At 74.2% G+C, this 25368-nt stretch carries 25 protein-coding genes; 14 read left to right on the plus strand and 11 right to left on the minus strand.

The annotated features are described in order from the left end of the window. The first annotated feature begins 112 nt into the window (after nt 1–112). Nucleotides 113–973: a hypothetical protein gene (locus tag ACIP9D_RS01300; RefSeq protein WP_350876229.1), complete on the plus strand. Its 861-nt coding sequence runs from the start codon at nt 113–115 to the stop codon at nt 971–973. 178 nt (nt 974–1151) lie between these two features. Next, the gene (locus tag ACIP9D_RS01305) at nt 1152–2942 is read left to right on the plus strand and encodes a DEAD/DEAH box helicase (RefSeq protein WP_350876231.1); all 1791 of its coding nucleotides are present in this window, start codon (nt 1152–1154) and stop codon (nt 2940–2942) included. A gap of 126 nt (nt 2943–3068) precedes the next feature. On the opposite strand, the gene lon is transcribed toward ACIP9D_RS01305, so the two are convergent. The 5 genes from lon to ACIP9D_RS01330 all read right to left on the minus strand — a co-directional run bounded on the left by lon (nt 3069) and on the right by ACIP9D_RS01330 (nt 8482). After that, on the minus strand, nt 3069–5405 hold the full coding sequence (lon, locus tag ACIP9D_RS01310) for an endopeptidase La (RefSeq protein ID WP_350876232.1): 2337 nt from the start codon (nt 5403–5405) through the stop codon (nt 3069–3071). Nucleotides 5406–5443: 38 nt separating this feature from the next. Further along, nucleotides 5444–5707 carry a hypothetical protein gene (locus ACIP9D_RS01315; RefSeq protein WP_350876234.1) on the minus strand — a complete coding sequence of 88 codons (264 nt, stop codon included), beginning with the start codon at nt 5705–5707 and terminating at the stop codon, nt 5444–5446. Nucleotides 5708–5728: 21 nt separating this feature from the next. Further along, a complete protein-coding gene (locus ACIP9D_RS01320) occupies nt 5729–6883 on the minus strand; it encodes a putative manganese transporter (RefSeq protein WP_350876236.1) in 1155 nt (384 codons plus the stop codon). Between the two features lie 43 nt (nt 6884–6926). Next, nucleotides 6927–7661, minus strand: coding sequence for a manganese catalase family protein (locus ACIP9D_RS01325; protein ID WP_350876238.1), 735 nt, complete (start codon nt 7659–7661; stop codon nt 6927–6929). An 89-nt stretch (nt 7662–7750) separates the two neighbouring features. Beyond that, complete coding sequence (locus tag ACIP9D_RS01330) at nt 7751–8482, minus strand: HAMP domain-containing sensor histidine kinase (RefSeq protein ID WP_350876240.1); 732 nt, start codon at nt 8480–8482, stop codon at nt 7751–7753. 67 nt (nt 8483–8549) lie between these two features. Here ACIP9D_RS01330 and ACIP9D_RS01335 point away from each other — a divergent pair, with 67 nt between their 5' ends. Together ACIP9D_RS01335 and ACIP9D_RS01340 are read left to right on the plus strand one after the other, a co-directional pair. Beyond that, a complete protein-coding gene (locus ACIP9D_RS01335; RefSeq protein WP_350876242.1) occupies nt 8550–9188 on the plus strand; it encodes a response regulator transcription factor in 639 nt (212 codons plus the stop codon). A 150-nt stretch (nt 9189–9338) separates the two neighbouring features. Then, on the plus strand, nt 9339–9686 hold the full coding sequence (locus ACIP9D_RS01340) for an Lsr2 family protein (RefSeq protein WP_350876244.1): 348 nt from the start codon (nt 9339–9341) through the stop codon (nt 9684–9686). Between the two features lie 258 nt (nt 9687–9944). On the opposite strand, the gene ACIP9D_RS01345 is transcribed toward ACIP9D_RS01340, so the two are convergent. Both ACIP9D_RS01345 and ACIP9D_RS01350 read right to left on the minus strand, forming a co-directional pair. Beyond that, a complete protein-coding gene (locus ACIP9D_RS01345) occupies nt 9945–11219 on the minus strand; it encodes a hypothetical protein (protein ID WP_350876245.1) in 1275 nt (424 codons plus the stop codon). A gap of 269 nt (nt 11220–11488) precedes the next feature. Next, nucleotides 11489–12382, minus strand: coding sequence for a DUF2726 domain-containing protein (locus ACIP9D_RS01350; protein ID WP_350876247.1), 894 nt, complete (start codon nt 12380–12382; stop codon nt 11489–11491). A gap of 209 nt (nt 12383–12591) precedes the next feature. Between ACIP9D_RS01350 and ACIP9D_RS01355 the strand changes: the two genes are divergently transcribed. Genes ACIP9D_RS01355 through ACIP9D_RS01375 form a run of 5 tightly spaced genes read left to right on the plus strand, consistent with a single transcriptional unit; the run spans nt 12592 to nt 15034 of the window. Further along, on the plus strand, nt 12592–12780 hold the full coding sequence (locus tag ACIP9D_RS01355) for a hypothetical protein (protein ID WP_350876249.1): 189 nt from the start codon (nt 12592–12594) through the stop codon (nt 12778–12780). A 20-nt stretch (nt 12781–12800) separates the two neighbouring features. Further along, nucleotides 12801–13136, plus strand: coding sequence for an Asp23/Gls24 family envelope stress response protein (locus ACIP9D_RS01360; protein ID WP_350876251.1), 336 nt, complete (start codon nt 12801–12803; stop codon nt 13134–13136). Between the two features lie 36 nt (nt 13137–13172). After that, nucleotides 13173–13691, plus strand: coding sequence for a DUF6286 domain-containing protein (locus ACIP9D_RS01365; RefSeq protein WP_350876253.1), 519 nt, complete (start codon nt 13173–13175; stop codon nt 13689–13691). After that, a complete protein-coding gene (locus ACIP9D_RS01370; RefSeq protein WP_350876255.1) occupies nt 13688–14248 on the plus strand; it encodes a hypothetical protein in 561 nt (186 codons plus the stop codon). Before ACIP9D_RS01365 ends, ACIP9D_RS01370 begins: the two co-directional genes overlap by 4 nt. Before the next feature lie 45 nt (nt 14249–14293). Continuing rightward, on the plus strand, nt 14294–15034 hold the full coding sequence (locus tag ACIP9D_RS01375) for a helical backbone metal receptor (RefSeq protein WP_350876256.1): 741 nt from the start codon (nt 14294–14296) through the stop codon (nt 15032–15034). A 27-nt stretch (nt 15035–15061) separates the two neighbouring features. On the opposite strand, the gene ACIP9D_RS01380 is transcribed toward ACIP9D_RS01375, so the two are convergent. Next, nucleotides 15062–16024, minus strand: coding sequence for a TerC family protein (locus tag ACIP9D_RS01380; RefSeq protein ID WP_350876477.1), 963 nt, complete (start codon nt 16022–16024; stop codon nt 15062–15064). A gap of 325 nt (nt 16025–16349) precedes the next feature. Beyond that, on the minus strand, nt 16350–17042 hold the full coding sequence (locus tag ACIP9D_RS01385) for a CBS domain-containing protein (RefSeq protein ID WP_350876258.1): 693 nt from the start codon (nt 17040–17042) through the stop codon (nt 16350–16352). 215 nt (nt 17043–17257) lie between these two features. On the opposite strand from ACIP9D_RS01385, the gene ACIP9D_RS01390 reads away from it, so the two are divergent. Continuing rightward, entirely contained in the window at nt 17258–17815 is a 558-nt protein-coding gene (locus ACIP9D_RS01390; RefSeq protein WP_350876260.1) for a hypothetical protein, read from the plus strand. A gap of 161 nt (nt 17816–17976) precedes the next feature. Then, nucleotides 17977–18363 carry an FKBP-type peptidyl-prolyl cis-trans isomerase gene (locus tag ACIP9D_RS01395; RefSeq protein WP_350876262.1) on the plus strand — a complete coding sequence of 129 codons (387 nt, stop codon included), beginning with the start codon at nt 17977–17979 and terminating at the stop codon, nt 18361–18363. A gap of 42 nt (nt 18364–18405) precedes the next feature. Here ACIP9D_RS01395 and ACIP9D_RS01400 read toward each other — a convergent pair whose 3' ends face one another. Next, nucleotides 18406–18771: an STAS domain-containing protein gene (locus tag ACIP9D_RS01400; RefSeq protein WP_350876264.1), complete on the minus strand. Its 366-nt coding sequence runs from the start codon at nt 18769–18771 to the stop codon at nt 18406–18408. Nucleotides 18772–19013: 242 nt separating this feature from the next. Between ACIP9D_RS01400 and ACIP9D_RS01405 the strand changes: the two genes are divergently transcribed. Then, nucleotides 19014–20036 (plus strand): SMP-30/gluconolactonase/LRE family protein, encoded by a 1023-nt coding sequence (locus ACIP9D_RS01405; protein ID WP_350876266.1) that lies wholly within the window; start codon nt 19014–19016, stop codon nt 20034–20036. Between the two features lie 131 nt (nt 20037–20167). Here the strand turns inward: ACIP9D_RS01405 and ACIP9D_RS01410 are convergent, their stop codons facing one another. Continuing rightward, the gene (locus tag ACIP9D_RS01410; protein WP_350876268.1) at nt 20168–21433 is read right to left on the minus strand and encodes an Ig-like domain-containing protein; all 1266 of its coding nucleotides are present in this window, start codon (nt 21431–21433) and stop codon (nt 20168–20170) included. Nucleotides 21434–22130: 697 nt separating this feature from the next. On the opposite strand from ACIP9D_RS01410, the gene ACIP9D_RS01415 reads away from it, so the two are divergent. Further along, nucleotides 22131–23084: a sugar phosphate isomerase/epimerase gene (locus ACIP9D_RS01415; RefSeq protein ID WP_350876270.1), complete on the plus strand. Its 954-nt coding sequence runs from the start codon at nt 22131–22133 to the stop codon at nt 23082–23084. A 23-nt stretch (nt 23085–23107) separates the two neighbouring features. After that, on the plus strand, nt 23108–25207 hold the full coding sequence (locus ACIP9D_RS01420) for a PQQ-dependent sugar dehydrogenase (protein WP_350876272.1): 2100 nt from the start codon (nt 23108–23110) through the stop codon (nt 25205–25207). The last annotated feature ends 161 nt before the right edge of the window (nt 25208–25368 follow it).

Here is a 25368-nt window from a genome sequence, read left to right on the forward strand (position 1 = left end):
TCGGCGCACGGTCGACCCGGACGAATGTCACGAGTGGACCGTGCGATCCGCCCCGAAAACCGGTGACACGCATGCCTTATCGGCGGGCGGCCGGCTGGCCGAGGGTCGAGGCATGACAGACACGCGGACGCACCACCGGGTACACCCCGCTCCCCCGTCGGCCCCGCACCCGGCCGGCGGCGTACGTCACCTGCTGCGACACCTCGCCGAGATGGCGGTCGCCATGGTCGCCGGGATGCTGCTGCTCGATCCGCTGTGGCGGCTCGCCGGCACCGGGCTCGGGCTCACCGCCGTCCTCGCCCGGCCCGACGTGGCCGCGCTGGTGATGGCGACCAACATGACCGTCGGCATGACCGTGTGGATGCGGCACCGACGACACTCCCGGGCCGCCTGCGCCGAGATGGCCGCCGCCATGTACGTCCCGTTCCTGCTGCTGCTCGTGCCGTACTGGGTGGGCCTGCTCGCCGGCGACGCGCTGATGCTCGGCGGGCACCTGCTGATGGTGCCGGCGATGGTGCTGGTGGCGCTGCGGCACCGCCACGCGTCCGCCGCACCGGCGCCCCGCCGGCACCCGGTGGTCACCGCGCTGGCCCGCCGCTGGCCGAGCGGGCTCGCCCTGCTGATGACCGTGGACCGCCTGGCCGCGCCGAGCGTGCTCAGCCCGTGGACGATGCTGGTGCTGCCCGCCGGCTACCTGGTCATCGGCGCCTACCGGCGCCGGCTGAACGGGCCGGGGGTGCTGGCCCGCCAGCTGGCCGGGCTGGTCGGCTGGTCGGCGCTGGCGCTCGTCGCGGTCGGGGTGGGCGGCCGGGCCGCCGCCTGGCTGGTGGCGTTCGGTTGGCTCGCCCACGCCGGCTGGGACCTCTGGCACCACCGGCGCGGCGAGGTCGTGCCGCGCGGCTACGCCGAGTGGTGCGCGGCACTCGACGCGATCCTCGGCGTCACGGTCGTGCTGGCCATCCTGGCCGCCTGAGCGGTGGGACACGAGCCGCGGACCGCCGCGCGGCACGCGGGGCGAGGGCGGCCGGGTACCCGCCGGCACGGGGGGGCGGGTGCCTCGGCGCCCCTCCGCCAGGGCGCCGGCGGCCTCCGCGGCGGGTGGGTTGCCGGTCGGCGCAACGGGCCGGAGGCGGTGATGAAAGGCTTGCCACATGAGTTCGGCACCCGAAGACACCCACCCGACCGACCCCGGCACCGATGAGGCGACCGGCTTCGCGGACCTCGGCCTGCGCGCCGAGCTGCTGGGCGCGCTCTCCGCCCTCGGCTACGAGGAGCCCACCCCGATCCAGCGGGAGGCCATCCCTCCGCTGCTGGGCGGGCAGGACCTGCTCGGCCAGGCGGCCACCGGCACCGGCAAGACCGCCGCCTTCGCGCTGCCCCTGTTGCAGCGGATGCCGGCGGACCGGTCGGCGGGCGACCCGGCGGCGCTGGTGCTGGTGCCGACCCGGGAACTCGCCGTGCAGGTGTCCGAGGCGTTCCACCGGTACGGCAAGGACCTCGGCACCCGGGTGCTGCCGATCTACGGCGGTCAGCCGATCGGCCGGCAGCTGCGCGCCCTCGACGCCGGGGTCGACGTGGTGGTGGCCACCCCGGGCCGGGCGCTGGACCACATCGCCCGGGGCACGCTGCGGCTGGGCGGGCTCGCCACCGTGGTGCTGGACGAGGCCGACGAGATGCTCGACATGGGCTTCGCCGAGGACATCGAGGCGATCCTGGAACACGCGCCGCAGGAGCGGCAGACGGTGCTCTTCTCGGCCACCATGCCGTCGAGGATCGACGGGATGGCCCGGCAGCACCTCACCGACCCGGTGCGGATCCAGATCGAGCGGGAGCAGCCGGTCGCCGGGGAGGCGCCCCGGGTGCGGCAGAGCGCGTACATCGTCAACCGGGCGCACAAGCCGGCCGCGCTGGGCCGGGTGCTGGACGTGGAGTCGCCCACCGCGGCGATCGTGTTCTGCCGTAGCCGCGAGGAGGTGGACCGCCTCACCGAGACGATGAACGGCCGGGGCTACCGGGCCGAGGCGCTGCACGGCGGGATGAGCCAGGAGCAGCGCGACCGGGTGATGGGGCGGCTGCGCGCGGGTACCGCCGACCTGCTGGTCGCCACCGACGTGGCCGCCCGCGGCCTCGACGTCGAGCAGCTCACCCACGTGGTCAACTACGACGTGCCGTCGGCGCCCGAGTCGTACGTGCACCGGATCGGTCGGGTCGGGCGGGCCGGGCGGGAGGGGGTGGCGATCACCCTCGCCGAGCCGCGCGAGCACCGGATGCTCAAGACCATCGAGCGGGTGACCGGGCAGCGGATCGCGATCGACAAGATCCCCACCGTCGCGGACCTGCGTACCCGGCGGCTGGAGCTGACCCAGGCGGCGCTGCGGGAGAGCCTGCTCGAGGACGACCTGGACTCGTTCCGGGTGATCGTGGAGTCGCTGACCGACGAGTTCGACCTGATGGAGGTCGCGCTCGCCGCGGTGAAGCTGGCGCACGAGGCGGCCTCCCCCGGCGCGGACGAGGACGAGGAGGAGATCCCGCAGATCCCGGTGCGCGGCCCGCGTGAGGGGCGCCCGGAGGGCGGCCGGCCGGAGCGGCGCGGCGCGGGCCGACCCCGCACCGGAGGCACCACCCAGGTCTTCGTCGGGCTGGGCCGGCGGGCCGGGGTACGCCCGCAGGACCTGGTCGGGGCGATCACCGGGGAGACCCGGGTCAGTGGCCGGGACGTCGGCTCGATCGAGATCGCCGACCGGTTCTCGCTGATCGAGGTCCCCATCGCGGTGGCCGACGAGGTGATCGCCGGGCTGCGCGGCAGCACCATCAAGGGGCGCAAGGCGACGGTGCGCCGCGACCGCGACACCGACGGCGGCGAGCGGCGTGGCCGCGGGTACGACGACGACCGGCGCCTCGCCGGCGGCCCGGACCGGCGGGACCGGCGCGAGCGCCGCTGAGCCGACCGGCCGAGGGCGCGCCCGGCGGACCCGCCGGACGGGCCCGCCGGACCGCCGAGGCGCGGACGACGGAAGCCCCCGGCCACCGCGGGTGCGGTGATCGGGGGCTCCCCGATTTGGTAGCCGTCAGGCGGCGGCGAGCGCCGAACCGTCCCGCGACTCGGTGTCGATCTCGGCCGGGCGCAGTGCCAGGGCGAGCACGTCGGACACGTCGGCGAGGGTGTGGATGGTCAGTGCCTCCCGCACCTCGGTGGGCAGGTCGTCCAGGTCCGGCTCGTTGCGGGCCGGGATGATCACCTCGGTCAGGCCGGCCCGGTGCGCGGCGAGCAGCTTCTGCTTCACCCCGCCGATGGGCAGCACCCGACCGGAGAGGGTCACCTCGCCGGTCATTCCGAACTCGGGCCGGACCGGTCGGCCGGTTACCAGCGAGGCCAGTGCGGTCACCATGGTGATGCCGGCGCTGGGGCCGTCCTTGGGCACCGCGCCCGCCGGGAAGTGCACGTGGATCCGGCGCGCCGCCAGGGCGTTCGGGTCGATGCCGAGGCGTCGCCCGTTCGACCGCAGGTACGACAGCGCGATGTGCGCGGACTCCTTCATCACGTCGCCGAGCTGGCCGGTCAGGGTCAGCCCCGGCTCGCCCTCCATGCTGGTGGCCTCGATGAAGAGCACGTCGCCGCCGGCGCCGGTGACCGCCAGGCCGGTCGCCACGCCGGGCACGGCCGTCCGCTCCGCCGACTCCGGCGTGAACTTCGGCCGCCCCAGGTAGCGGGCCAGGTTCCCGGTGTCGACCTGGACCGGGGTCGGGTCGTCGGCCAGGGCCACCGCCACCTTGCGCAGGATCTTGGCGAGGCCACGCTCGAGCTGCCGGACACCGGCCTCCCGGGTGTACTCCCCCGCGATCCGGGCCAGGGCCTCGTCGGCCACCGTCACCTCGTCGGCGGTCAGCCCGGCCCGCTCCCGCTGCCGGGGCAGCAGGTGGTCCCGGGCGATGGCCACCTTCTCGTCCTCGGTGTAACCGTCCAGGGTGACCAGCTCCATCCGGTCCAGCAGCGGGCCGGGGATGGACTCCACCACGTTCGCGGTGGCCAGGAAGAGCACGTCGGACAGGTCGAGGTCGACCTCCAGGTAGTGGTCCCGGAAGGTGTGGTTCTGCGCCGGGTCGAGCACCTCCAGCAGGGCGGCGGCCGGGTCGCCGGCGTAGCCGGCGGCCAGCTTGTCCACCTCGTCGAGGAGCACGACCGGGTTCATCGAACCGGCCTCGCGCAGCGCGCGGACGATCCGGCCGGGCAGCGCCCCGACGTAGGTGCGCCGGTGACCGCGGATCTCCGCCTCGTCGCGGACCCCGCCGAGGGAGACCCGGACGAAGTTGCGCCCGAGCGCCCGGGCGACGGACTCGCCGAGGCTGGTCTTGCCGACTCCGGGCGGGCCGGCCAGGGCGAGCACGGCACCGGAGCCGCGCCCGCCGACCACGCCGAGGTTGCGCTCGGCGCGGCGGTTGCGCACCGCCAGGTACTCCAGGATGCGGTCCTTCACGTCGGCCAGACCGGCGTGGTCGGCGTCGAGCACCTCGCGGGCCGCGTTCAGGTCGGTGTTGTCCTGGGTACGCGTGCCCCACGGCATCTCCAGCACCGTGTCCAGCCAGGTCCGGATCCAGCCCGCCTCGGGCGAGGCGTCGCTGGCCCGCTCGAGCTTGCCGACCTCGCGCAGCGCGGCCTCGCGGACCTTCTCCGGCAGCTCGGCGCTCTCCACCCGGCTGCGGTAGTCGGCCGAGCCGTCCGGCTCGTCCTCACCGAGCTCCTTGCGGATCGCGGCGAGCTGCTGGCGTAGCAGGAACTCCCGCTGGGACTTCTCCAGCCCCTCGCGCACGTCGCTGTTGATCTGCTCGGTGACCTCCTGCTCGGCCAGGTGGTCCTTCACCCAGCCGACCAGCAGCTCCAGCCGGGCGGTGACGTCCGGCGCGGCGAGCAGCTCGGTCTTCTGGTCCAGGCTCAGCCAGGGCGCGTAGCCGGCCGAGTCGGCGAGTTCGGAGAGATCGGTCATCCGCTCCACGGCGTCGATGACCTGCCAGGCGCCGCGCTGCTGGAGCACGGCGGTCACCAGGGCGCGGTACTCGCGGGCGAGTTCCCGGGCCCGGCCGGCGGGGGCGGGCTCGTGCAGTTCGGTCGCCTCGACCCAGAGGGCGGCGCCCGGTCCGGGCACGCCGGAGCCGATGCGGGCGCGGGACAGGCCGCGGATCACGGCGGCGGGCTCCCCACTGGGCAGCCGGCCGACCTTCTCGATGGTGGCCACCGCGCCGATCGGGCCGTACTCGCCGTCGATGCGGGGCACGGCCAGCAGCGTCTGGTCGCCGGTCGCGCGGGCCGCGTCGACCGCGGCCTGGGTGGTCGGGTCGAGGGTCACCGGGATGACCATGCCGGGCAGCAGCACGGCGTCGGTCAGAGGAAGTACCGGAAGAGTTGCCATCGAACACCTGCTATCGCGTTGAGTTGAGCGTGTCAGGCTCAAGTAACAAAGCGTTCCCTTTCTTCCGGGGTGTGAGCCAGACCACTGACGCGGGCCGCCCGGCGGGGCGGCAACAGCAGGTCACGCAGCAGCGGGCGACCACCGGCCAGCGCGACCGCGACCGGGATGGCCAGGCTGGTCAGGGCCAGGGCGGCCACCGTCCAGCCGGGCAGCCCGGCGGCCAGCGCGACGGCGGTCAGCGCGGCGAAGACGACCAGCTTGACCCGGGTACGGGCGACCGGGACCAACGGATGCGACGACATGAGCGCCTCCCTCACGGTTGCTCAGAGCAGGACCAGCAGCGCGGCGCCGACGGCCGCGGCCGGAATGGTGGTGATCACGGTGGCCAGCGCCGCGGAGTGCCGGCGCATCGCGGCGAGCGGGATCAGCGCGTCGCCGTCCTGGCTGATCGCGTTGGCCACCAGGGTGGGCAGCGGGAGCCCGCCGCTGACGTAGAGCCCGGTGAAGACGATCTGCACCGCGCAGCCGGGGATCAGCCCGATCGCGGCACCGACCAGCACCCCGATCAGCCCGGTCACCGCCAGCTGCGAGCCGTCGAAGCCGGTGGTCATGGTCAGCACCTGCCAGCCGAGATAGGCCACCCCGACCCAGACCGTGACGAACGACGCCTCGTGCGCGCTGTGGCGCAGGGTGGCCCGCAGCGACCGGGGCTGCGCGGTCTCCAGGGTGTCGTCGGCCAGCCGCCCCCGCCCGGTCGCGAAGATCAGCGCCGCGATGGCCGTGCCGAGCACGCCGAGCGCCAGGTACGGGTCGATCCCGCCGAACGCGCGGGTGAGCACGGTCGGGTCGACCAGTTGGAAGACGACCGGCACCGAGACCGCGAAGGCCGGCGTGGTGAGCCCCCAGAACGCGGTCGAGGCCGGCACCCGGGGCAGCAACCCGCCGAGCAGCCGGCGGGACGACGCGAGGTCGGGCCCGCCCACGGCCGCCAGGCCGGCCGGGCCGGCGCCGGACGCCCCGACCAGGGCCGGCTCCGGGTGGGCCTCGCGGGCGGCCCGGGCGGCGCGATTCCGGCGCGGGGTCTTCGCCGGGTCGATGCCGAGCGCGTCCACGACGTACCCGGTGACCAACCCGACCGCGAAGAGCAGCAGGTGGATCTTGAGCGCGAAGGCCGGGTTCCAGGCCAGCACCACCCACGAGGAGTCGCCCATGGTCGCGGCCAACGCGGCGACGACGGTGCCGAAGGAGACCTTGCCGCGTGCGTAGAGCGGCATCAGGATGATCGCCCCGCCGCAGCCGGGGCTGACTCCGAGCAGCGCCCCGACCAGCGGGCCGAGGCGGGGGCGGCTGGTCAGCCCGTCGGTGACCCGGTCGCCGTAGCGCCAGCGCAGCCAGCCGAAGAGTGCCACCATGACGGCGACGTAGACGCCCACCTGCATGAACGCGTCGGCGAGCGGACGGAGCACGAGTTCGGTCACGGCACACCTCCTGAAGATGCGGGCGCCACCCGGCGCGACGGGATCAGCTGAGCGGGCTCTGGACCGGGTCGACGTCCAGCGCCGGGGTGCCGTACAGGCGGGGGTCACCGGGCGACAGGAGCGGCTCCGGGGCGTGCGCCCGCGGGCTGCCGTCCGGGAAGGCCTCCGGCACCGGCATCTGCGCCAGGCCGTCCTCCCGGAGCTGCTCGATGGCGGCGAGCCAGAGGTTCTGGTGCATGGTGTCGCGGGCCAGCAGGAAGCGGAGCAGCTGCTTGACCCCGGGGTCGTCGGTCATCTGGAACAGCCGGGCGACCTGGAGCCGGCCCTGCGCCTCGGCCGTGACGTTGAGCTGGAAGTCGGCCAGCAGGTTGCCGCCGGCGGTGAGGTACGCGCCGGTCCACGGCACACCGGCGCTGTCCGCCGGGAGCGCGGCACCGCCGCCGTGGACGAGGTGCGCCGGGTTGGCGCCCGCGTAGCCGGCCGCCACCATCGGGTTGTCCTCGGCGGCCTGCTCCAGCATCAGCGGGGCGTTCTCCAGCAACCGGGTGATCATTGTGGCGATCATCTCGACGTGGCCCAGTTCCTCGGTGCCGACGCCCAGCAGCAGGTCCCGATACCGGCCCGGCAGCCGGCAGCTCCACCCCTGGTGGAGGTACTGGTGCGCGACGGTCATCTCGCCCCACTTGCCACCCAGGATCTCCTGCAGACGGCGGGCGAACGCGGCGTCCGGGCCGTCCGGCTTCGCCTCGAACTGCAGGTCCTTCAGGTGGCTCAACATCTACCCGGCCTCCTCGGCGCCGCCGACCGCTGGCACCGGGGACTTCCCACCCCGGTGGCCCGGGCGGGCCAACCGGCGACCCGCCCGGGTCAGCCGTGCCCGGCGTACGGCAGCAGCACCTCCAGCGCCACGCCGCGCGGGCGCAGCCGGTGCACGTGCACCGCGCCACCGTCCGCGGTGACGAGCTGGCGGACGATCCAGAGCCCCAGGCCGGACATCCCGGCGGCGGGCACCGGCTGGCGCAGCGCGTCGAGCAGCGCGTCGTCCACCCGCCCCTCGTCGGTCACCAGCAGGCGCAGGCCCGGTCGGCGCACGGCCGCGTAGAGCCCGACCTGGCCGTCGGCCGGCCCATGCCGCAGCGCGTTCTCCACCAGGTTGACCAGCACCTGCCGGGTCCGGCGGGCGGGCACCGGGCAGTCGGCGGCCAGTCGGGTCGCCCGGGCCCGCCGCCGGTGGACCGGCACCAGGGTGGCGACCTCCCGCAGGATCCCGGCCAGCGGCACCGCCGGCTCCGGCTGCGCCGTCAGGGCCAGCGCGCCCGTGCTCGCGGTGGCGTCGCGCAGCAGCTCCTGTAGGTGCACGGCCTGGTCTCGGGCGAGCCGGGTGATCGCCAGCCGGTCGGCGCCGGTGAGCACCCGCCCGTCGTCGGCGAGCGCCCGGGTCAGCGAGGTGAGCGTGCTGACCGGAGTGCGGAACTCGTGACAGAGCACCCGGAGCAGCAGTTCCGGGTCGCCGCCCGCCCGGAGGCCACCATCACCCCGGTCCGGGCCGACCCGCCGGAAACCGCGTAGCAACCCCTGCAACCCGTGCCGTTCACGCATCCGCCCCGACTCCCCTCGTACCGGTGCATACCCGCATGATCGGTACCCACTCGGGAAGGGAGCAGACATGCGACTGCCGACCATCCGGCTCGTCGTCGTGGACGATCACCCCCTCTTCGTCCGGGGCATCGAGCTGCTGCTCCCGGCGAGCACCGACGGGCGGGCCGAAGTGGTGGGCTCGACCGGGGACGCCGCCGCGGCCGCCGCCCTGGTCAGCCGCTGCATGCCGGACCTGGCCCTGGTGGACCTGCACATGCCACCGCCGGGCGGCATCCGCGCGGTGGCCGCCATCCGGCGGACCACGCCCCGGGTACGGGTGGTGGCCATGTCCGGCGGAGACGACCCGGCGCCGGCGCTGGAGGCGCTGCGGGCCGGCGCCGAGGGGTTCCTGCCGAAGAGCAGTGAGCCGGAGGAGCTGCTGCCGCCGCTGCTGGCCATCCTGGCGGGCTGGGCGGTGCTCCCGGCGCAGTTGCTGCGCGGGCTGCTCGGGCCGGCCCGGGGGGCCCGGGTCGATCTGGACGGCGAGGAACGGCAGTTGCTCCGCCTGATCGCGGCCGGCCGGAACACGTTCGAGATTGCCGACCAACTGCACGTCTCCGAGCGAACGGTGAAACGGATGACCGCCGCGCTACTGCGAAAACTGCGGGTCTCGAGCCGGGCCGAGGCCGCCGCCCTCGCAGGTCACGCCGGCCTGCTCGGTGAATGAACGCATCGGCCGATTCCTGGATCCGGCACGTTTTAGCCCGGCCGGAAAAGCGCGACTCGCCGAAATGAAAACTGCCATATTCTTGCGGTTTACCGGCATGGTGGGTCAAACTTTGACGACACCCCGGCCGTAGACAGGGAGTAATCGGCGATGGCGAGAAAAGTAATCACGGTGCTGACCGACGACCTCGATGGCGGAAAGGCCGACCGGACGGTCGAGTTCAGCCTCGACGGCGTCGGCTACACCATCGACGTCTCCGACGAGAACGCCGGCGTGCTGCGTAAGGCGCTCGACCCTTACATCAGCGCCGGGCGGCGGATCGGGCGCGGGCCGGTGGAGAGCCCCCGGGGCGCGCGGCGGACGACCCGGACCGGCGGTGCGGGAATGGACCGGGAGCAGAACCGCGCGATCCGGGAATGGGCCGTGACGAACGGCTACAAGATTTCCGAGCGGGGCCGGATTCCGGTCGAGGTCGTCGAGGCCTACAAGAACCGCTGATCCAGGCGACCCGGGCCCGACGCCGGGCCCGGCAACTCCGTCGCCACCGGCAGACATCGGCCGGCCCCACCGGGGCCGGCCGTACTCATGCTCGCGGGGCCGCCCGCGTCGCCCACCGGACACGACGACGGCCGGGCCGCGCCGAGGGCCGGCCGTACTCATGCTCGCGGGCCTGCCCGGTAGCCGGCCGGACAGAACGACGGCCGGGCCGTGCCGGAGAGAGATCCCCGGCGCGGCCCGGCCGTTGCGGTACGACCCTCAGTTGACCTCGATGCGCACCGCGTCGAAGGCCGGCGTCTGGTTGGCCCGCTCCATCATCGGCAGGCGGTGCGACCCGTCACCGGCCCAGACCGCGCACTGCGCGACACCGGATTCCGGCAGGCCGGGGATCTGGATGGTCACCTCGTCCGGCTCCGCGCCACCCCGGCCGTCCTCGGTGGCCACGAAGAACGCGGGCACCTCCTGCGGCTGCGGCGGAGCGTCCAGGCTGTCCAGCATCCGGCAGGCGGTGTGGAAGTGGCCGCGCACCAGGCCCTGCTCGTTGAGCAGGGAGCTCTCCACGTAGTAGCCACCCTGACCGGCGGCGAGGAAGCGGTCCCGGACCAGGTTGCGGGTGCTCACCCGCAGCGTGAAGGCCTGGTTGCGGCCGACCTCGTTCGGGAAGTCGGTGATCAGCAACGACGGGTTGTTCGCCGCCGCGCCGACCTCGCCGAACTCGGTGCTGACGCACCGGTTGCCGTTCTGGAACCCGTCGTGCGGCTGCAGCTGGCTGTCGTCACAGTCGTTCGCCAGCACGCCGAGACCCGCGCCCGGCTCACCGTTGCCACCACCGTTGTTGCCGCCGCCGTTGTTGCCGCCACCGGGGCTGCTGCTGGTGCTGGGGCTGCTGCCGCCGCCGGGGGTGCCACCGCCACCGTTCTCCACCGGCTGGACCTGGCACTCGGCGAGCTGCGCCAGCCCCTGGGGGCGGGGGCCGAAACGGTCGATCGCGGTGGTGATCCGGGCCAGGGTGGCGCGGCGCTTGCTGGCCAGCGGCTGCAGGATCGCGCTGCGGACGAATGCCTCGCCCCGGCTGCCGTCGGCCGCGAGCCGGCGGTCGGCCTCGGCGATCTGGGCCTGCAGCTGAGCGAGGTTACGGTCGACCTCGGCCCGGGCCCGGTTTGGCACCTCCGGCAGCTCGCCCGCCACGTCCGGGCAGGCGATCGCCGAGCTCGGCGTACCTGCGCCACCACCGGTGCCCTGCTCGCACTCGGCGACCGACTGCTGCCCGTCGCCCCAGTGGTTGCGTACCCAGCGGCCGTCCTGCCAGGTGCGGCTGGTGGAGCCGCGCCCGCCCGGAGCGGTGGCCCCGGGACTCGGTTGTACGCAGGCACCCGCTGCCGGCCGGGTGTTGCCGGACCGCCGGTCCTCGGCCGACGAGATCTGGGTCACGGCGACGATTCCGCCGAAGACCACGAGCGTGCCGACCACGGCCAGCAGACGCTTGCTCCGCGCGTTACCGGATGACCGGCGCGCCCGAGTGGACCTGCGCATCGAATTGTTCTCCTTCGCGATCCGGTAGTGGATCCGTGCCTTCGGCGGACCGGCGGAATTGAAGGGGCGCGCCCCGGCCGCAGTGACCGTCACGCACCGTGGCACGTCGATGACCGACGATGCCTCTATCCACACCGCCTCCCGCGTCCGGTGCCGCGGACGGGGGAGGTCCTGTCCATTCCCGCTGGAGTACGGAACGGCCGCGCCGACGGTTCAACCGCGGTCGGAGAAAATTGCCGCCCGGTTCGCGGACGGCCGGAAAGGGCGGGTCAGTCGGCGCAGAGGTGGTCGAACGCGAAGCCGTCCACCAGTTCGTCGCGCCGCGCGCTCAGCCCGCGAATATCGGCGTCCAGCGCCTCTCGGGGGGTGAGCGTCGCCTCGTCGGTGGCCAGATCGCGCAGCCGCTCCCCCACGGCGACGGCGGCCAGATCCTCGGCGAGCCGTGCGGGGTCGATCCCGCAGGAGAAACGGTGCTCCCACACCGACACCCGCTCGACCAGGCACACGCCGGGCCGGGCCTCCACCCAGCTCCAGCCCTCCGCCGGCCCGTCGGCCCAGCGCACGTGCAGCCCGCGGACGATCGGGTCGAACAGCCGGCGGGCCACGTACGCCTCCACCGCGGCCGCACGGGCCAGCGCCCCGAGGTCGTTCACGTGCCCGGTGCGCCCGTCGGGGAGCCGGCCGAGGATCTCGCGGAACCCCACCGGGGCGGGCTCGTCCGGGTCTCCGGTCGCGGCCGGCCCGCCGGTCGCCTCGGCGTAGCCGCGAGCGTCGAGCACGTACTCCACCAGGCGGCGGCCGTGGTCGGCGGCGCGCAGTGTCGGTGACTCGATCCGCAGCACCGGCAGGCCGGCGGCTGCAGTGACGGCGTTCTTCATCCGCTCGGCGCGCTGCGCGGCCGAGCCCGCCGGCGCGGCGGGGCCGATCTCCACCGCGACCACGGGAAGTCCGGTGTCCGCGGCGCAGACCACGAAGTCGAACCCCTCCCGACCGGCCGCGCTCCACTGGTGTCCGGTGATGCCCGGCGGTCGTCCCTGCACCAGTTCGCTGACCCGGTGCCCGGCGTGGACCCGGTGCCCGGCGCGGCTGAGCACCGCCGCCCGTCCGCCCGCCGTGGGCAGCGCCCGCAGCAAGGACCCGTCGCCACTGCCGGTGCTCGTCATCCGCCTGATCCATCCGCCGATCGGTCGCCGGGGGCGAGTCTAGGGGGTGGATCATGGCCCTGGCCGCGCCGGGCCGTCCGCCTCCCGGCAACTCGGTTCGGCGCCAGCACGATGAGGATGTGACGCGGATCACAGCCGTGCTCACGTTCCGGCACGGTCGGCAGCGTGTATCCACATCCGCGCCGGTAGCGGGCCGGCCGGGAGGTGCCATGTCGCGACAGCAGTTCGGCTTTCTCGCCGGCTTCCTGGTGGTGGCGGTCTGGGCCACGGCCGGGGTCTGGGTGGCCGCCGTCGCCGTGCTGGCCGGCCTCTTCGGCTGGCTCGTGGTCCGGGTGCTGGACGGGGATCTCGCGGTGACCGGGCTCGGCGACCGGACCCGCGCGCCCCGCCGACGGTGACCACCCGGACGGCGGCAGCGATGACCGACCGCACCGGGCGCGGCCGTACCCGGGTCACCCCCGAGGCGGTCGCTCGGATCAGCGCCCACGCCGCGCTGCTGGTGCCCGGGGTGTACGCGCTGGTCCCGGTGCCGGCCCGACCGTACGGAGTCGCGGTCCGCCTGGACGACCACTCGACGAGCGTCGACGTCGAACTGGTCACCTGGTACGGCCGCAGCGTGCTGGCGGTCGCCGACGCGGTGCGGGCGGCGGTGATCGACGGGGTGGAGGCGGCGACCGGGCTGGCCGTACGGGAGGTGACCGTCACCGTGGACGACGTGGTCGTGCCGGGCGCGGACACCACGGTGCCGACGTGATCCCCCGGTACGCCGGCGGGCCGGCCGGGGGCTGAGGTGCGTACCGCCAACCGGCTGGCCACCCTGCTGCTGGCCGCCGCCCTGCTGGTCGGCGGCGCGCTGGCCGCGGTGGAGGCGCTGCTGGCCGCGGCGGGGCGCCCCGCGCTGCTGGTCGACCCGGCCGGCTGGTCCGCGACGCTGCGCAGCACCCGGTGGGACGACCCGGCGGTGCGCGGCCTCGCCGTGGCGGTCATCCTGCTCGGCCTGGCCGTCCTCGCCGCCGAACTGCGGCGCTGGTCGCCCACCCGGCTGGACGCCGGGGACGGCTGGCACCTGCACCGCCGCTCGGTGGAGCGCCGGCTGACCGTCGCCGTCAGATCGGTGCCCGGCATCCGGCGCGCCCGGGTGCGGATCCATCGGCGCGGCGCCGAGTGGCGACCGCGGGTGACGGCCACCGGCGATCCGGCGGCGCGCGACGAGGTCGAGTTCGCCGTGCACCAGGAGCTGCACCGGCTGGCCGCGCCCCGGCCCGGCCGGATCGACGTGCGGCTGCTCGGCCACCGGCGGGCGGTATGACCAACGCCGGGCACCGGGTGCTCTGGACTGTCGTGGCGCTGCTGCTGGTCGCGGCCGGGGGCGCGGTGCTGGCGGTGAACCTCGGCCGGTGGCCCGGCGCGGATCCGGGCGGGATGCTCCTCGGCCCGGGGGTGCGCCGGGCCTGGCGCCTCGCGGCGCCCTGGGGCACCCTGGCGGCGGCGGTCGCCGGCCTGCTCCTCGCGCTGGCCGGGCAGCGGCTGCTGCACCGGGAGCTGCGCGCCGCCCGCGCCCCCGCGCGGCGCACGCTGGTCCATCCCGCCGGCCGACACGGGCGGACCCGGGTGGCCGCGCCGGCGCTGGCCCGGGCGCTGGAACGGGACCTGACCGGCGATCCGCGGATCCGCCGGGCCCGGGTGGTGCTGACCGGCGACCCACCCCGGCCCGACCTGTGGATCCGGGTGGACATCGAGGCCGGCACCCGGACCGCCGGCCTGCGTGAGCACGTGAGCACCGCGATCCGCCGCTATGTCGACACCGCCGGCTGCCGCCCCGCCCACCTCGACGTCACCGCCCGGATCGACAACGGCCGGGCATGATCGAGGCGGCCCGGATGCCGGGACCGGGACACGTGGAGGTGGGACATGCGGGTGGTGTCGCTGGTGCCGTCGCTGACCGAGGCGGTGGCGGTGACGCTGCCGGGCGTGCTGGTGGGCGCGACCGACTGGTGCACCCACCCCACCGACCTGGACGTGGCACGCGTCGGCGGCAGCAAGTACCCCGACCTGGAGCGGGTGCTCGCGCTCCGACCGGACCTGGTGCTGCTCAACGTCGAGGAGAACCGCCGCGCGGACGCCGACGCGCTGGCCGCCGCCGGGGTGCCGGTCCGGGTGACCTATCCGCGTACGGTTCCGGAGGCGCTCACCGAGCTGGCCGACCTGCTCGGCGCGCTCGGCGCGGCGCAGGAGCCGGCCTGGCTGCGGGCCGCGCGCCGGGCCTGGGCCGACCCGCCCCGGCTGGCCCCGGTACGCCGGGCGGTGGTGCCGGTCTGGCGCCGCCCGTGGGTGGTGCTCGGCTCCGACACCTTCGCCGGGGACGTGCTGCGTCGGCTGGGGGTGGTGAACGTCTACGCCGAACATCCCGAGCGCTATCCCCGGGCGGACCTGGCCGAGCTGCGCGGGCATGACGCGGACCTGGTGGTGCTGCCCGACGAGCCGTACCGGTTCACCGCCGCCGACGGCCCGGAGGCCTTTGCCGGCACGCCCTGCGCCCTGCTCTCCGGCCGGCACCTGACCTGGTACGGCCCCTCGCTCGCAGCGGCGCCGGCGGTGCTCGCCGGGCAGCTGGCCCGGCCGGTGACCGGGCCCGGGCGGCCCGCTCGGTGAGCACCCTTCGACGGGAAACCGGGGCGGTCAGCCTCTCCCGTCGCCCGGGCGGTGGCGCGCCGACCCGGCTCGCGCCCGCCGGGCGGCCAGGATACTCCAGCCGATCGACACCGTCAGCGTCACCAGCACGACCGCCAGGGTGAGCCAGAGCGGCAGCTTCCCCACCGGAGTCTCGGCCAGGATCAACTTCACCCCGGCGAACGCCAGCAGCGCGGCCAACCCGTACCGGAGGTAGCCGAAGTGCCTCAGCAGCCCGGCCAGGCAGAAGTAGAGACTGCGCAGCCCCAGCACGGCGAAGGCGGTCGCGGTCCAGACCAGGAAGGTGTTGGTGGTGATGGCCAGAATCGCGGCCACCGAGTCGATCGCGAAGACCACATCGGTGGCCTCGATCGCCACCAGCGCGACGAGCAGCAGGGTGGCCGCCCGGCGCCCGTCCGGGCGGACGGTGAACCGGTCGCCGTGGTACCGGGGGTCGGTCGGCACCAACCGGCGGAAAAGTCGCACCACCACGTTGCGTTCCGGATCCACGTCCGGCTCGCCGCGTACGGCCAGCCGCCAGCCGGTCCAGATCAGGAAGCCGCCGAGCACCACGCCGGCCCAGGACAGCCGCTCCAGCAACTGGGCGCCGGCGAAGATGAAGACCAGCCGGAACGCCAGCGCCCCGATCACGCCCCAGAACAACACCTTGTGCTGGAGCCCGGCGGGTACCCGGAAGTACCCGAAGAGCAGCGCGAAGACGAAGACGTTGTCCACCGACAGCGCCTTCTCCAGCAGATAGCCGGAGAAGTACGCGGCCGCCGGCTCGCCGCCGCGCCACAGCCAGATGACCAGGCCGAAGAGGATCCCGGCGCCGATCCACACGCCGCTCCAGACCAGCGCCTCGCGCAGCTCGATGACGTGGTTGTCGCGGTGCAGGAGCACGTCCACCGCGAGCATGACGGCGATGACGACGGTGACCGCCGCCCAGGCCCACAGCGGCGCCGAGAACATCGCGTCACTCACCCGGCGCCCTCCGCATCGACCGCTTCACCGGGGCTCTGCGCCCGACGCTCGCCGCATGACGACGGATCCGAGGCAGGGTCGGTTCCGAGCCTAGGCGAGCAGCGGGAGCGGCGAGCCCGCTCCGGCGAAGTCGACGGCCACCGGCACGGCCAGGCGCGGCGCGACCGGCGGTGGCCACCGGCACGGCGGGGCGCGGCGCGACCGGCGGCGGCCACCGGCACGGCAGGGCGCGCCCGGCGGGCGGGGGTGTGCCGGGCGGGGGTGTCGGCCGGGCGGCGGGGGTCAGCCCGGCCGACGCAGGGGGCGGCCGGAGTCAGGCCACCGGGGTGATCCGACCCTCCTCGACCAGGGCGGTGTCGTCCACGTCGAAGGCGATCGTGTTCGACACCCGCACCACGCCGCTCACCCGGGCGGCCAATCGGCCGGCGAGCCCGGCGACCGACCGCCGGTCCAGGCGACCGGCCAGGGTGACCTCGCCGGCGCGGACCTGGACGGTGACCAGTCCGTCCCGGACGGCGAGGATGCGGTGCAGCACCTCCCGCACCACGTCCTCGCGGATCTCGGCGTCCGTGCGCAGGTGCACCCGGAGCAGGTCGCCGCGGGTCACGATGCCGACCAGCCGGCCGAGGTCGTCGAGGACCGGCAAGCGCTTCACCTGCTCCCGGTCGAGCAGCCGGGCCGCGGCCGGCAGCGGCGCTTCGGCGTACGTGGTGACCGGTGGCGCGGTCATCAGGTCCCGGGCGAGCAGCGCGTCAGCCTTGCCGCGCGCGCCGCGCCGCCGCCGGCCCTCGAAGATCCGCCGCTGCTCCGGCTCCCCGCTGTGCTCGATCTTGTGCAGAAGATCCGCCTCGGACACCACGCCCAGCACCCGCCGGAACCCGTCGGTCACCGGCAGCCCGCTGATGCCGCGCCGGATCAGCAGGTCGACGATCTCCCGGTACGGGGTGCCCTCCTGCGCCGTCACGACCTCCCGGCTCATCACGTCGCCCACCTGCCAGGTCCTCATCACAGCCTCCTCATCGCTGTCCACCTGCGACGCTATGACGCGCTCGCGGCGCGGGTCAGGGCCACGCGGCCGGCCTGACCGGTCCGTCGGACCCGGCCGGAAACGGGTCCAAGGTCCCGGTCCGGCAGGGCCCGGTCGGCCCTGCCGACGCACCCCGTGCAGGGCGTCCACTGGAGATGCCACCGGGAAGCGCGGTGCGAGGGACCAGAAGGGACGTGGAGACCATGACCGCGACGACTGAGCGGACCGCCGCCAGGACCACCGCTGCGGCGGCCGAGCCGACCCGGGAACGGGCGGTCCGATACCTCCTCGCCGGGCTGCGCCTGGCGCTCGGTTGGGTGTTCCTCTGGGCCTTCCTGGACAAGCTGTTCGGGCTGGGTCTGGCGACCGAGGAGAAGGCCGCCTGGATCAACGGGGGCAGCCCCACCAAGGGCTTCCTCGCCTTCGGGGTGGCCGGCCCGTTCGAGGGCTTCTACCACGGCATCGCCGGCGCGGCCTGGGCCGACTGGCTGTTCATGATCGGTTTGGCGGCTGTCGGTACCGCCCTGCTGCTGGGCATCGGCCTCCGGGTCGCCGCGGTGGCCGGTGGGCTGCTGCTGGTGATGATGTGGACCGCCGTGCTGCCTCCGGAGAACAACCCGTTCATGGACGACCACCTGATCTACGCCGCGGTGCTGGCCGTCCTCGCCCTGGCCGGCGCCGGCGACACCCTGGGCCTCGGCCGGGCCTGGGCGAAGCTCCCGGTGGTGCGGCGGTACCGCTGGCTGCGCTGACCGACCCAATCCCGCCGGCGGGCGTCACCTCAGGTGACGCCCGCCGGTGCCGTACGTCCGACACCGGCGGGCGCGACCTGGGTTGCCGCGCATCGGCCGGTCGCTATCCGGCAGGATCGTCCCTGACCGGACACATCACCCAGTACGGCAGGAGACTCCGGATGAACCAGGCAGCAGGCTCGGGCAAGCCCGAGGTCGCCCCGATCGAGGGTGCGCCGCCCGCGGACCTCGCGATCGAGGACCTCACCGTCGGCGAGGGCCCGGAGGCCCAGCCGGGACAGCTCGCGACCGTGCACTACGTGGGCGTCGGGCACTCCAGCGGGCGCGAGTTCGACGCGTCCTGGAACCGGGGCGAGCCGTTCGAGTTCCCGCTCGGTGGTGGGCAGGTCATCGCCGGCTGGGACCGGGGCGTCGTCGGGATGCGCGTCGGCGGCCGGCGTCGGCTGGTCATCCCGCCACACCTCGGCTACGGCGAGCGCGGCGCGGCGGGCGTCATCCAGCCGAACGAGACGCTGATCTTCGTGGTGGACCTGCTCGACGTGCGCTGACCTGAGGTGCGGGGCTGCCGACCGGTGTCGGGGGCCCCGCGCTCAGGCCGCCAGCACCAGCGGCTGCGACGGCGTCGGCCGCCCTGCCGACTCGACCATCGGGATGACCCGATGCAGACCGGTGACCCGCAGCACCCGGGTGACCACAGGATCGGGGTCGACCAGCACCAGCTCCCCGCCTTGGGCCCGGATCCGCAGGTGCGCGGCGAAGATCGCGCGCACCCCGGCGGCGGAGAGCAGCCGCACACCGGAGAGATCGAGCCGCAGCACCGGCCGGGCGGGCGCGGACCAGAGCGCCGAGCGGAGCACACCGACGGTGGCGACGTCGACCTCGCCGATCGCCCGCACGTCCACGCCGTGCTCAGCCACGCTGACCTGCACGTGGAACCGGTCGCTGCGCTCTCCCATGCCGTTGAATCTAGCGCCGACCCCTGACATTTCCGTCCCTCCCGAGAGTGAATCCGGGTACACCCAGGGTCGGACCCCGAGGGACCCCCGACACCGCCCGGCGGCGCAGGTCCGGGGCGGGGTGCCCGACACGCGGCCCGGCCGCCGGCGAGGGCGACGCCGGCTGGCCCGTGACGACACCGCGCCGGCCGGCCCCGGCCGGTCGGGCGGCCCGGCGGGCATCGGCGGTGGAGAATGGCCGCATGGTCATCCCCCGCCCCCGGCCACCGCGGCTGATCCGGCCGGTACGTGAACCGGCCACCGTGCCGCCCCCGCTGACCGGCCCGTGGGCCCCGACCGACCAGCGGCTCGACGCCGTCGAGCTGCTCCCGCTGCCCGACGGCGCGGTGGGCCCCGAGGACGTGGTCGTCGACCCGGCCGGGCGGGTGGTGAGCGGGGACGAGGAAGGGCGGCTCTGGTGGTGGCCCGCCGACGCGCCCCCGGGCGCCCGGCCGCGCCTGCTGGCGGAGACCGGCGGTCGTCCGCTCGGCATCGAGGTCGACCCGGCCGGCGGCGGGCTGGTGGTCTGTGACGCGTACCGGGGGCTGCTGCGGGTCACCCCGGACGGGACGGTGCACGAGCTGACCGGGACGGCGCCCCCGGTGCACCTGGCCAACAACGCGGCGGTGGCCCGGGACGGCACCATCTTCTTCACCGACAGCTCCGACCGGTTTCCGGTCTCGCACTGGAAGCGGGACCTGCTGGAGCACCGCCCGAACGGGCGGGTGCTCGCCTACCGGCCCGGCGGTGCTGGGCGGACCGAGGTGGTCGCGGAGGGGCTCTACTTTCCCAACGGCGTTGCACTGACCCCGGACGAGTCCGCGCTGATCCTGGTCGAGACGACCACCCACCGGCTGCTCCGGGTCGAGCTGCCCGGCGGCGCGGTACGGGTCCTGGCCGACCTGCCGGCCTACCCGGACAATCTCTCCGCGGTGGGCGACGGCACCTACTGGATCGCGCTGCCCAGCCCGCGGGTGCCGGTCGCCGAGCGGCTGCTGCCGCACCCCCGGCTGCGGCAGCTCGCCGCGCTGCTGCCGGACGCGATGCAGCCGCAGCCGCGCCGCTACGGGCTGGTCGCGCTGGTCGACGGCGCCGGCACGGTCCACCGGACGCTGCACGGCCCGGCCGGCGACTACTGGATGATCACCGGCGTACGGCAGCACGGTGACCAGCTCTGGCTGGGCAGCCTGATCGGGCCGGGAGTGGCCCGCGTCTCGCTGACCTGACCCGCCCCCGGGTACGCCGGCCCCGCCCCGGTCGGCGGCCCACGCTCCGGTCGGCGGCCCACGCCTCGGCCCGGGTAAAGGGCCCCGGGCCGGCCGCGGGGTGCGGGCCGGCCCGGTTGATGACGCGATGGTCAGCCGCCGCTGACCGACGGGTGCGGGGCCGGCGAGCCGCCGGCGACCGCGCCCGGGTGCGCCGGGCTGCTCGGCGCCGGGCCCAACCCGGCCGGCACCGGCAGGGCGCTGCCCTTCACGTACTCCGCCCAGCTGACGTTCCACGCGGTCCAGCCGTTGCCCTCGTTGAGCGGCACCTCGGTGCCCTTGATGGTGACGAGATCACCGACCTGCGTGGTGTTCATCAGCCAGTCCGCCGCCTCGTTGGAGACGTTGGTGCAGCCGTGTGAGACGTTGGTGCTGCCCTGGTCCCCCACCGACCACGGCGCCGCGTGGATGAACTCGCCGCCCCAGGTGAGCCGCTGGGCGTCCTCGACGTCGACCACGTAGGGGTCGGCCGAACCCGTGGTGTCGAACGTCGTGAACTGGTGCTTCTCCATGATCACCATCTTGCCGCTGGAGGTCGGCGTGCTCGGCTTACCCATGCTGACCGGGATCTTCTTGACCAGCTTGCCGTCGCGCAGCACCGACATCTGCTTGGTGGCGTTGTCGATCTCCAGGGCCACCTGACGGCCGATCTTGGAGGTCGCGGTCCGCTCCTCGTCGCCGACCCGGTCCTTGCCGATCGGCAGCCCGGCCAGACCGGCGCGGACACTGATGGTGGTCCCCGGTCGCCAGAAATCGGGTGCCCGGTAATAGACCTGACTGCCGTCCGCGACCCACGACCAGACGCCCGGCTGCGGCGGGTTCGTCTTTACGAACAACCGACGCTGCACATCCGCCCTGGCCTCTTTCGGAATGGGCGGGTCGAACGCCACCGTTACCGGCATGGCGGTGCCGTACGTCCGGTTGCCGGCGAAATAGAGCGTACTGGTGATCGCCGGCTTGGTTGATTTCGGCATGGTGGTGAAGGTGGTCTTCCGGGTGGTGCTCTTACCGGAGTCGCCGGTCGCGGTGACCTCGGCGGTGTAGGTCCGCTTCGGCTGCAACGGCGTGCTCGGCACCCAGCCGGAACCGTCCTCGCGGGGCTCCGCCTTGACCTCCTTGCCCTTGTCGTCGGTGATCCGGACGGCGGTAACCCGGCCGCCGGCGACCCGGGTGCCGACCTCGGCGCTGATCGGCACGTCCTTCGCCTGGTCGCCGGGAGTCACCGTGAGTTCCGGCGGTGCGGCCCGGCCACCACCCGGCCGGTGGCCCGCCTCGTGGTCGGCGGTGCAGCCGGCCAGGATCAGTGGAGCGGCCGCGACGGTTACCCCCAACAGCGTCAAACGCCGTCTCAACTTCATGATGCGTCCCCCCGTTTCCTGCTTCCCCTCCGCCACATTCTCTCCAAGCCCTGCACGCATCCCCACGCAATTCACGAATAAAGGGCGAAGCAATTAGCGGTGCTATTTCGCCGAGCTGCGCCGAATGGTCGGCAAAAGTGAGGGCCGGCCGACATTGGGGCTCGGCGACCGGTAGCGCCAACCTCGACCCGGCGCGACACCGCCATCCGGTCCGCACCCGCCCGCACCCCGCCGGACGGGTTTCGCCCGTACCGACCGGTGTGCCGGGCCGCCGGTGCGGCGCATCGGCGCCAGCGCCGCTCTCTCCGCAGCCGGCCACAGCTGGGGCAGCACGCCCCGCGCGGGCCTCACCGGCCGTCCGACGAGGCAACGAGCGTCCCGCGCCGACCGGTGCGGCGAGCACCCCTCGGCCGACTTTTGTCCACAGCAGCGAAAGTTCTGCTCGCCACAGCGAACCTTTGCCATCGACCGGCCACAAGGGTACGGTGACGAACCAGATAGAGAGTTGCCCATCGGTCGATTCGCTGTCCGCCCCACCGCCAGTGGCGCGCCCCGCCTGGGCCCGTCCCGCACCCGTACGCCGACCATGACCGTTGCGCCGGAGCCCCACTCCGGCCGGTCCGGCGTGCCTGGGCGCGGCAGCCGGTCGACCCGGAAACCGCCGGACCGCAACATCCGGCAGGGAGGGAACACCACCATGGACCAGAGCACAGGGCAGCCCGAGGCGCCCGAGTCGGTCAGCCGGCGCGGGCTGCTCCGGGCCGCGACCGTCTCCGCGGCGGCCGTCGGGGCTGCCGGCCTGTTCGGCGCCGAGGCCGCTTCCGCCTCGTCCGGCGGCGGCCACGGCGGCGGCCGGCGGCGGGTGCCGGTGGACCGGATCAGCATCCAGCTCTACACCCTTCGCGACCAACTCGCCGCCGACCTGCCCGGCACGCTCGACGCGCTGCGGCGGATCGGCTACCGCCGGGTCGAGCACGCCGGCTTCGTCGGCCGGACCGCGGCGCAGTTCCGGGCCGCGCTCGACGACGCGGGCCTGCGGGCCACCTCCGGCCACACCGGTATCCCGCAGCCCTTCGACGCCGACACCTGGGAGCGCGCCCTCGCCGATGCCAACACCGTGGGCTGCCGGAAGATCGTGCACCCCTGGTTCGGCCTGGACTCGGCCGGGCAGCCGATCCGCGACCCGCAGGTCTACCGGGCGCTCGCCCGCGACCTGAACCGGGCAGGCCGGATGGCCGAGCGGGCCGGGGTGGACTTCGGCTACCACAACCACCAGCTCGAGTTCGTGCCGCTGACCGACGGGCAGACCGGCTTCGACATCCTCACCGGTGAGACCGACCCGCGGCTGGTCCACTTCGAGCTCGATCTGTTCTGGACCTGGCGCGGCGCCGCCGACCCGGTCGACATCATCCGCGCCCACCGGGGCCGGATCCGCCAGGTGCACGTCAAGGACATGGACACCAACGCCAGCTTCGCCGACCTCGGCGACGGCCTGATCGACTTCGGCCGGATCTTCGCGCACGAGCGGGAGGCCGGCATCGAGGAGTACATCGTGGAGCGCGACGACGCCGGCACCCCGCCGCGCACGCCCGCCGACGCCCTGGACACCGCCCGCGTCGGCTTCGACTACCTCGCGTCGCTCCGCTACTGACCCACAACCCCCGGGGGGACACCTTGAGAAAGAGGACCGCACTCCTGTCCGCGCTGGCGCTGGTCAGCGCCGGCCTCGTCGCGCCGGCCTCGCCGGTCGCGGCGGCGCCGGCCGCCGCGCCACCGGACTCCAGCTTCCAGAAGGTGACACTCAACGATTTTCCCGGCGAGCCGGTGAGTCTCGCCGTCCTGCCCGACCTGCGGGTGCTGCACACCGCGCGCACCGGCGAGGTCCGCATCCACGACCCGCGCACCGGCCTGAACACCCTCGCCGCCGACGTGCCGGTCTACGAGCACGACGAGGAGGGCCTGCAGGGCATCGCGATCGATCCCGACTTCGCCCGCAACAAGTGGGTCTACCTCTACTACTCTCCGCCGATGGACACGCCGGTCGACGACCCGGCCACCCCGGACGTCAACGAGGGTGACGCGCCGCTGGTCGGCACGGCGGCCGACTGGGAACGGTTCCGCGGCGCGCTGCGGCTGTCCCGGTTCAAGCTGGAGGGGATGAAGCTCAACCTCGCCACCGAGCAGCAGATCATCGATGTGCCGGTCGACCGGGGCATCTGCTGCCACGTCGGCGGCCAGATCGAGTTCGACAGCAAGGGCAACCTCTACCTCTCCACCGGTGACGACACCAACCCGTTCTTCTCCGACGGCTACACGCCGATCGACGAGCGGGCCGACCGCAACCCCGCGTTCGACGCGCAGCGCACCTCGGCCAACACCAACGACCTGCGGGGCAAGCTGCTGCGGATCAAGGCGAAGCCGGGCGGTGGCTACACGGTGCCGGCGGGCAACCTGTTCAAGCCGGGCACCGCGAAGACCCGTCCGGAGATCTACGCGATGGGGCTGCGCAACCCGTTCCGGTTCGCCGTCGACCGCCGCACCGACGACGTCTACCTGGCCGACTACTCCCCCGACGCCGGGGCGTCGAACCCGGCCCGTGGGCCGGCGGGGCACGGTCGCTGGATGGTGGTCGACAAGCCGGCCAACTACGGCTGGCCGTACTGCGCGACGCCGAGCCTGCCGTACATCGACTACGACTTCGCCACCGGCACGTCGGGCAAGCGCTTCAACTGCCGCCAGCCGGTCAACGAGTCGCCGCACAACACCGGCCTGCGCAAGCTGCCGCCGGTCGAGGCGCCGCAGGTGTGGTACCCGTCCGCCGCGTCCGGGGAGTTCCCGCAGCTCGGCACGGGCGGCATCGGCCCGATGGGCGGTCCGGCGTACGACTACGACGGGCGCAACACCTCCCGGACCAAGTGGCCCGCCTACTACGACGGGGTGCCGCTGTTCTACGAGTGGACCCGGGACTACATCAAGGAGTTCCGCCTCGACGACCGCAACGAGGTCCGGGACATCCGGCCGGTGGCGCCGTCGCTGGTGGTGGACAACCCGATGGACCTGGAGTTCGGCCCGGACGGCGCGCTCTACGTGCTCGAGTACGGCGACGGCTACTTCGCCGAGAACCCGGACGCGCAGCTGTCCCGGATCGACTTCGTCCGGGGCAACCGGACGCCGATCCCGCAGATCAGCGCCGACCCGACCGCCGGGCAGGCGCCGCTGACCGTGCACTTCTCCAGCGCGGGGACCGTCGACCCGGACGGTGACCGGCTGCGCTACGCCTGGGACTTCAACGCCGACGGCTCGGTCGACTCGACCGAGGCGAACCCGACCTGGACCTACCAGGCCAACGGTTCCTACTCCCCGACCGTGAAGGTCACCGACAGCACCGGGCGCTCGGCCGCGGCCACCCTGCCGCTGCTGATCGGGCCGCGGGCGCCGATCGTGGAGTTCGTCACCCCGGTGGAGGGGCAGCCGTTCGAGTTCGGCCAGACCGTGGCGTTCGAGGTGCGGGTCACCGACGACCTGCCGGTGGACTGCACGCGGGTGAAGGTGACCTACATCCTCGGCCACGACGAGCACGGGCACCCGCTCTCGACGGCCTCCGGGTGCAGCGGCACCATCACCACCTTCGTCGACGGCGGCCACGGTGGCGCCGACAACCTGACCGGCGTCTTCGTGGCGGAGTACACCGACGCCCCGACCGAGCCGGGCGTGCCGCCGCAGACCGCCAGCGCCACGGTGGTGCTGGAGCCCACGGGCGGCAGCGCCAGCTGATCCGTCTCCGGTGGCGGCCCGGCACGTCTGGTCCGCCACCGGGGCACGGCCCGGCGCGTGATACCTGAGAGCGTGATACCTCAGCGGCATATTGATGCCGCTGAGGTATCACGCTCTCACGGGGTAGCGGACCGGCTCGTCCTGCCGGCCGCGACTGCGAC

The sequence above is a fragment of the Micromonospora sp. NPDC093243 genome (assembly GCF_044753725.1).
In the GTDB taxonomy this organism is placed as follows: Bacteria; Actinomycetota; Actinomycetes; order Mycobacteriales; family Micromonosporaceae; genus Micromonospora.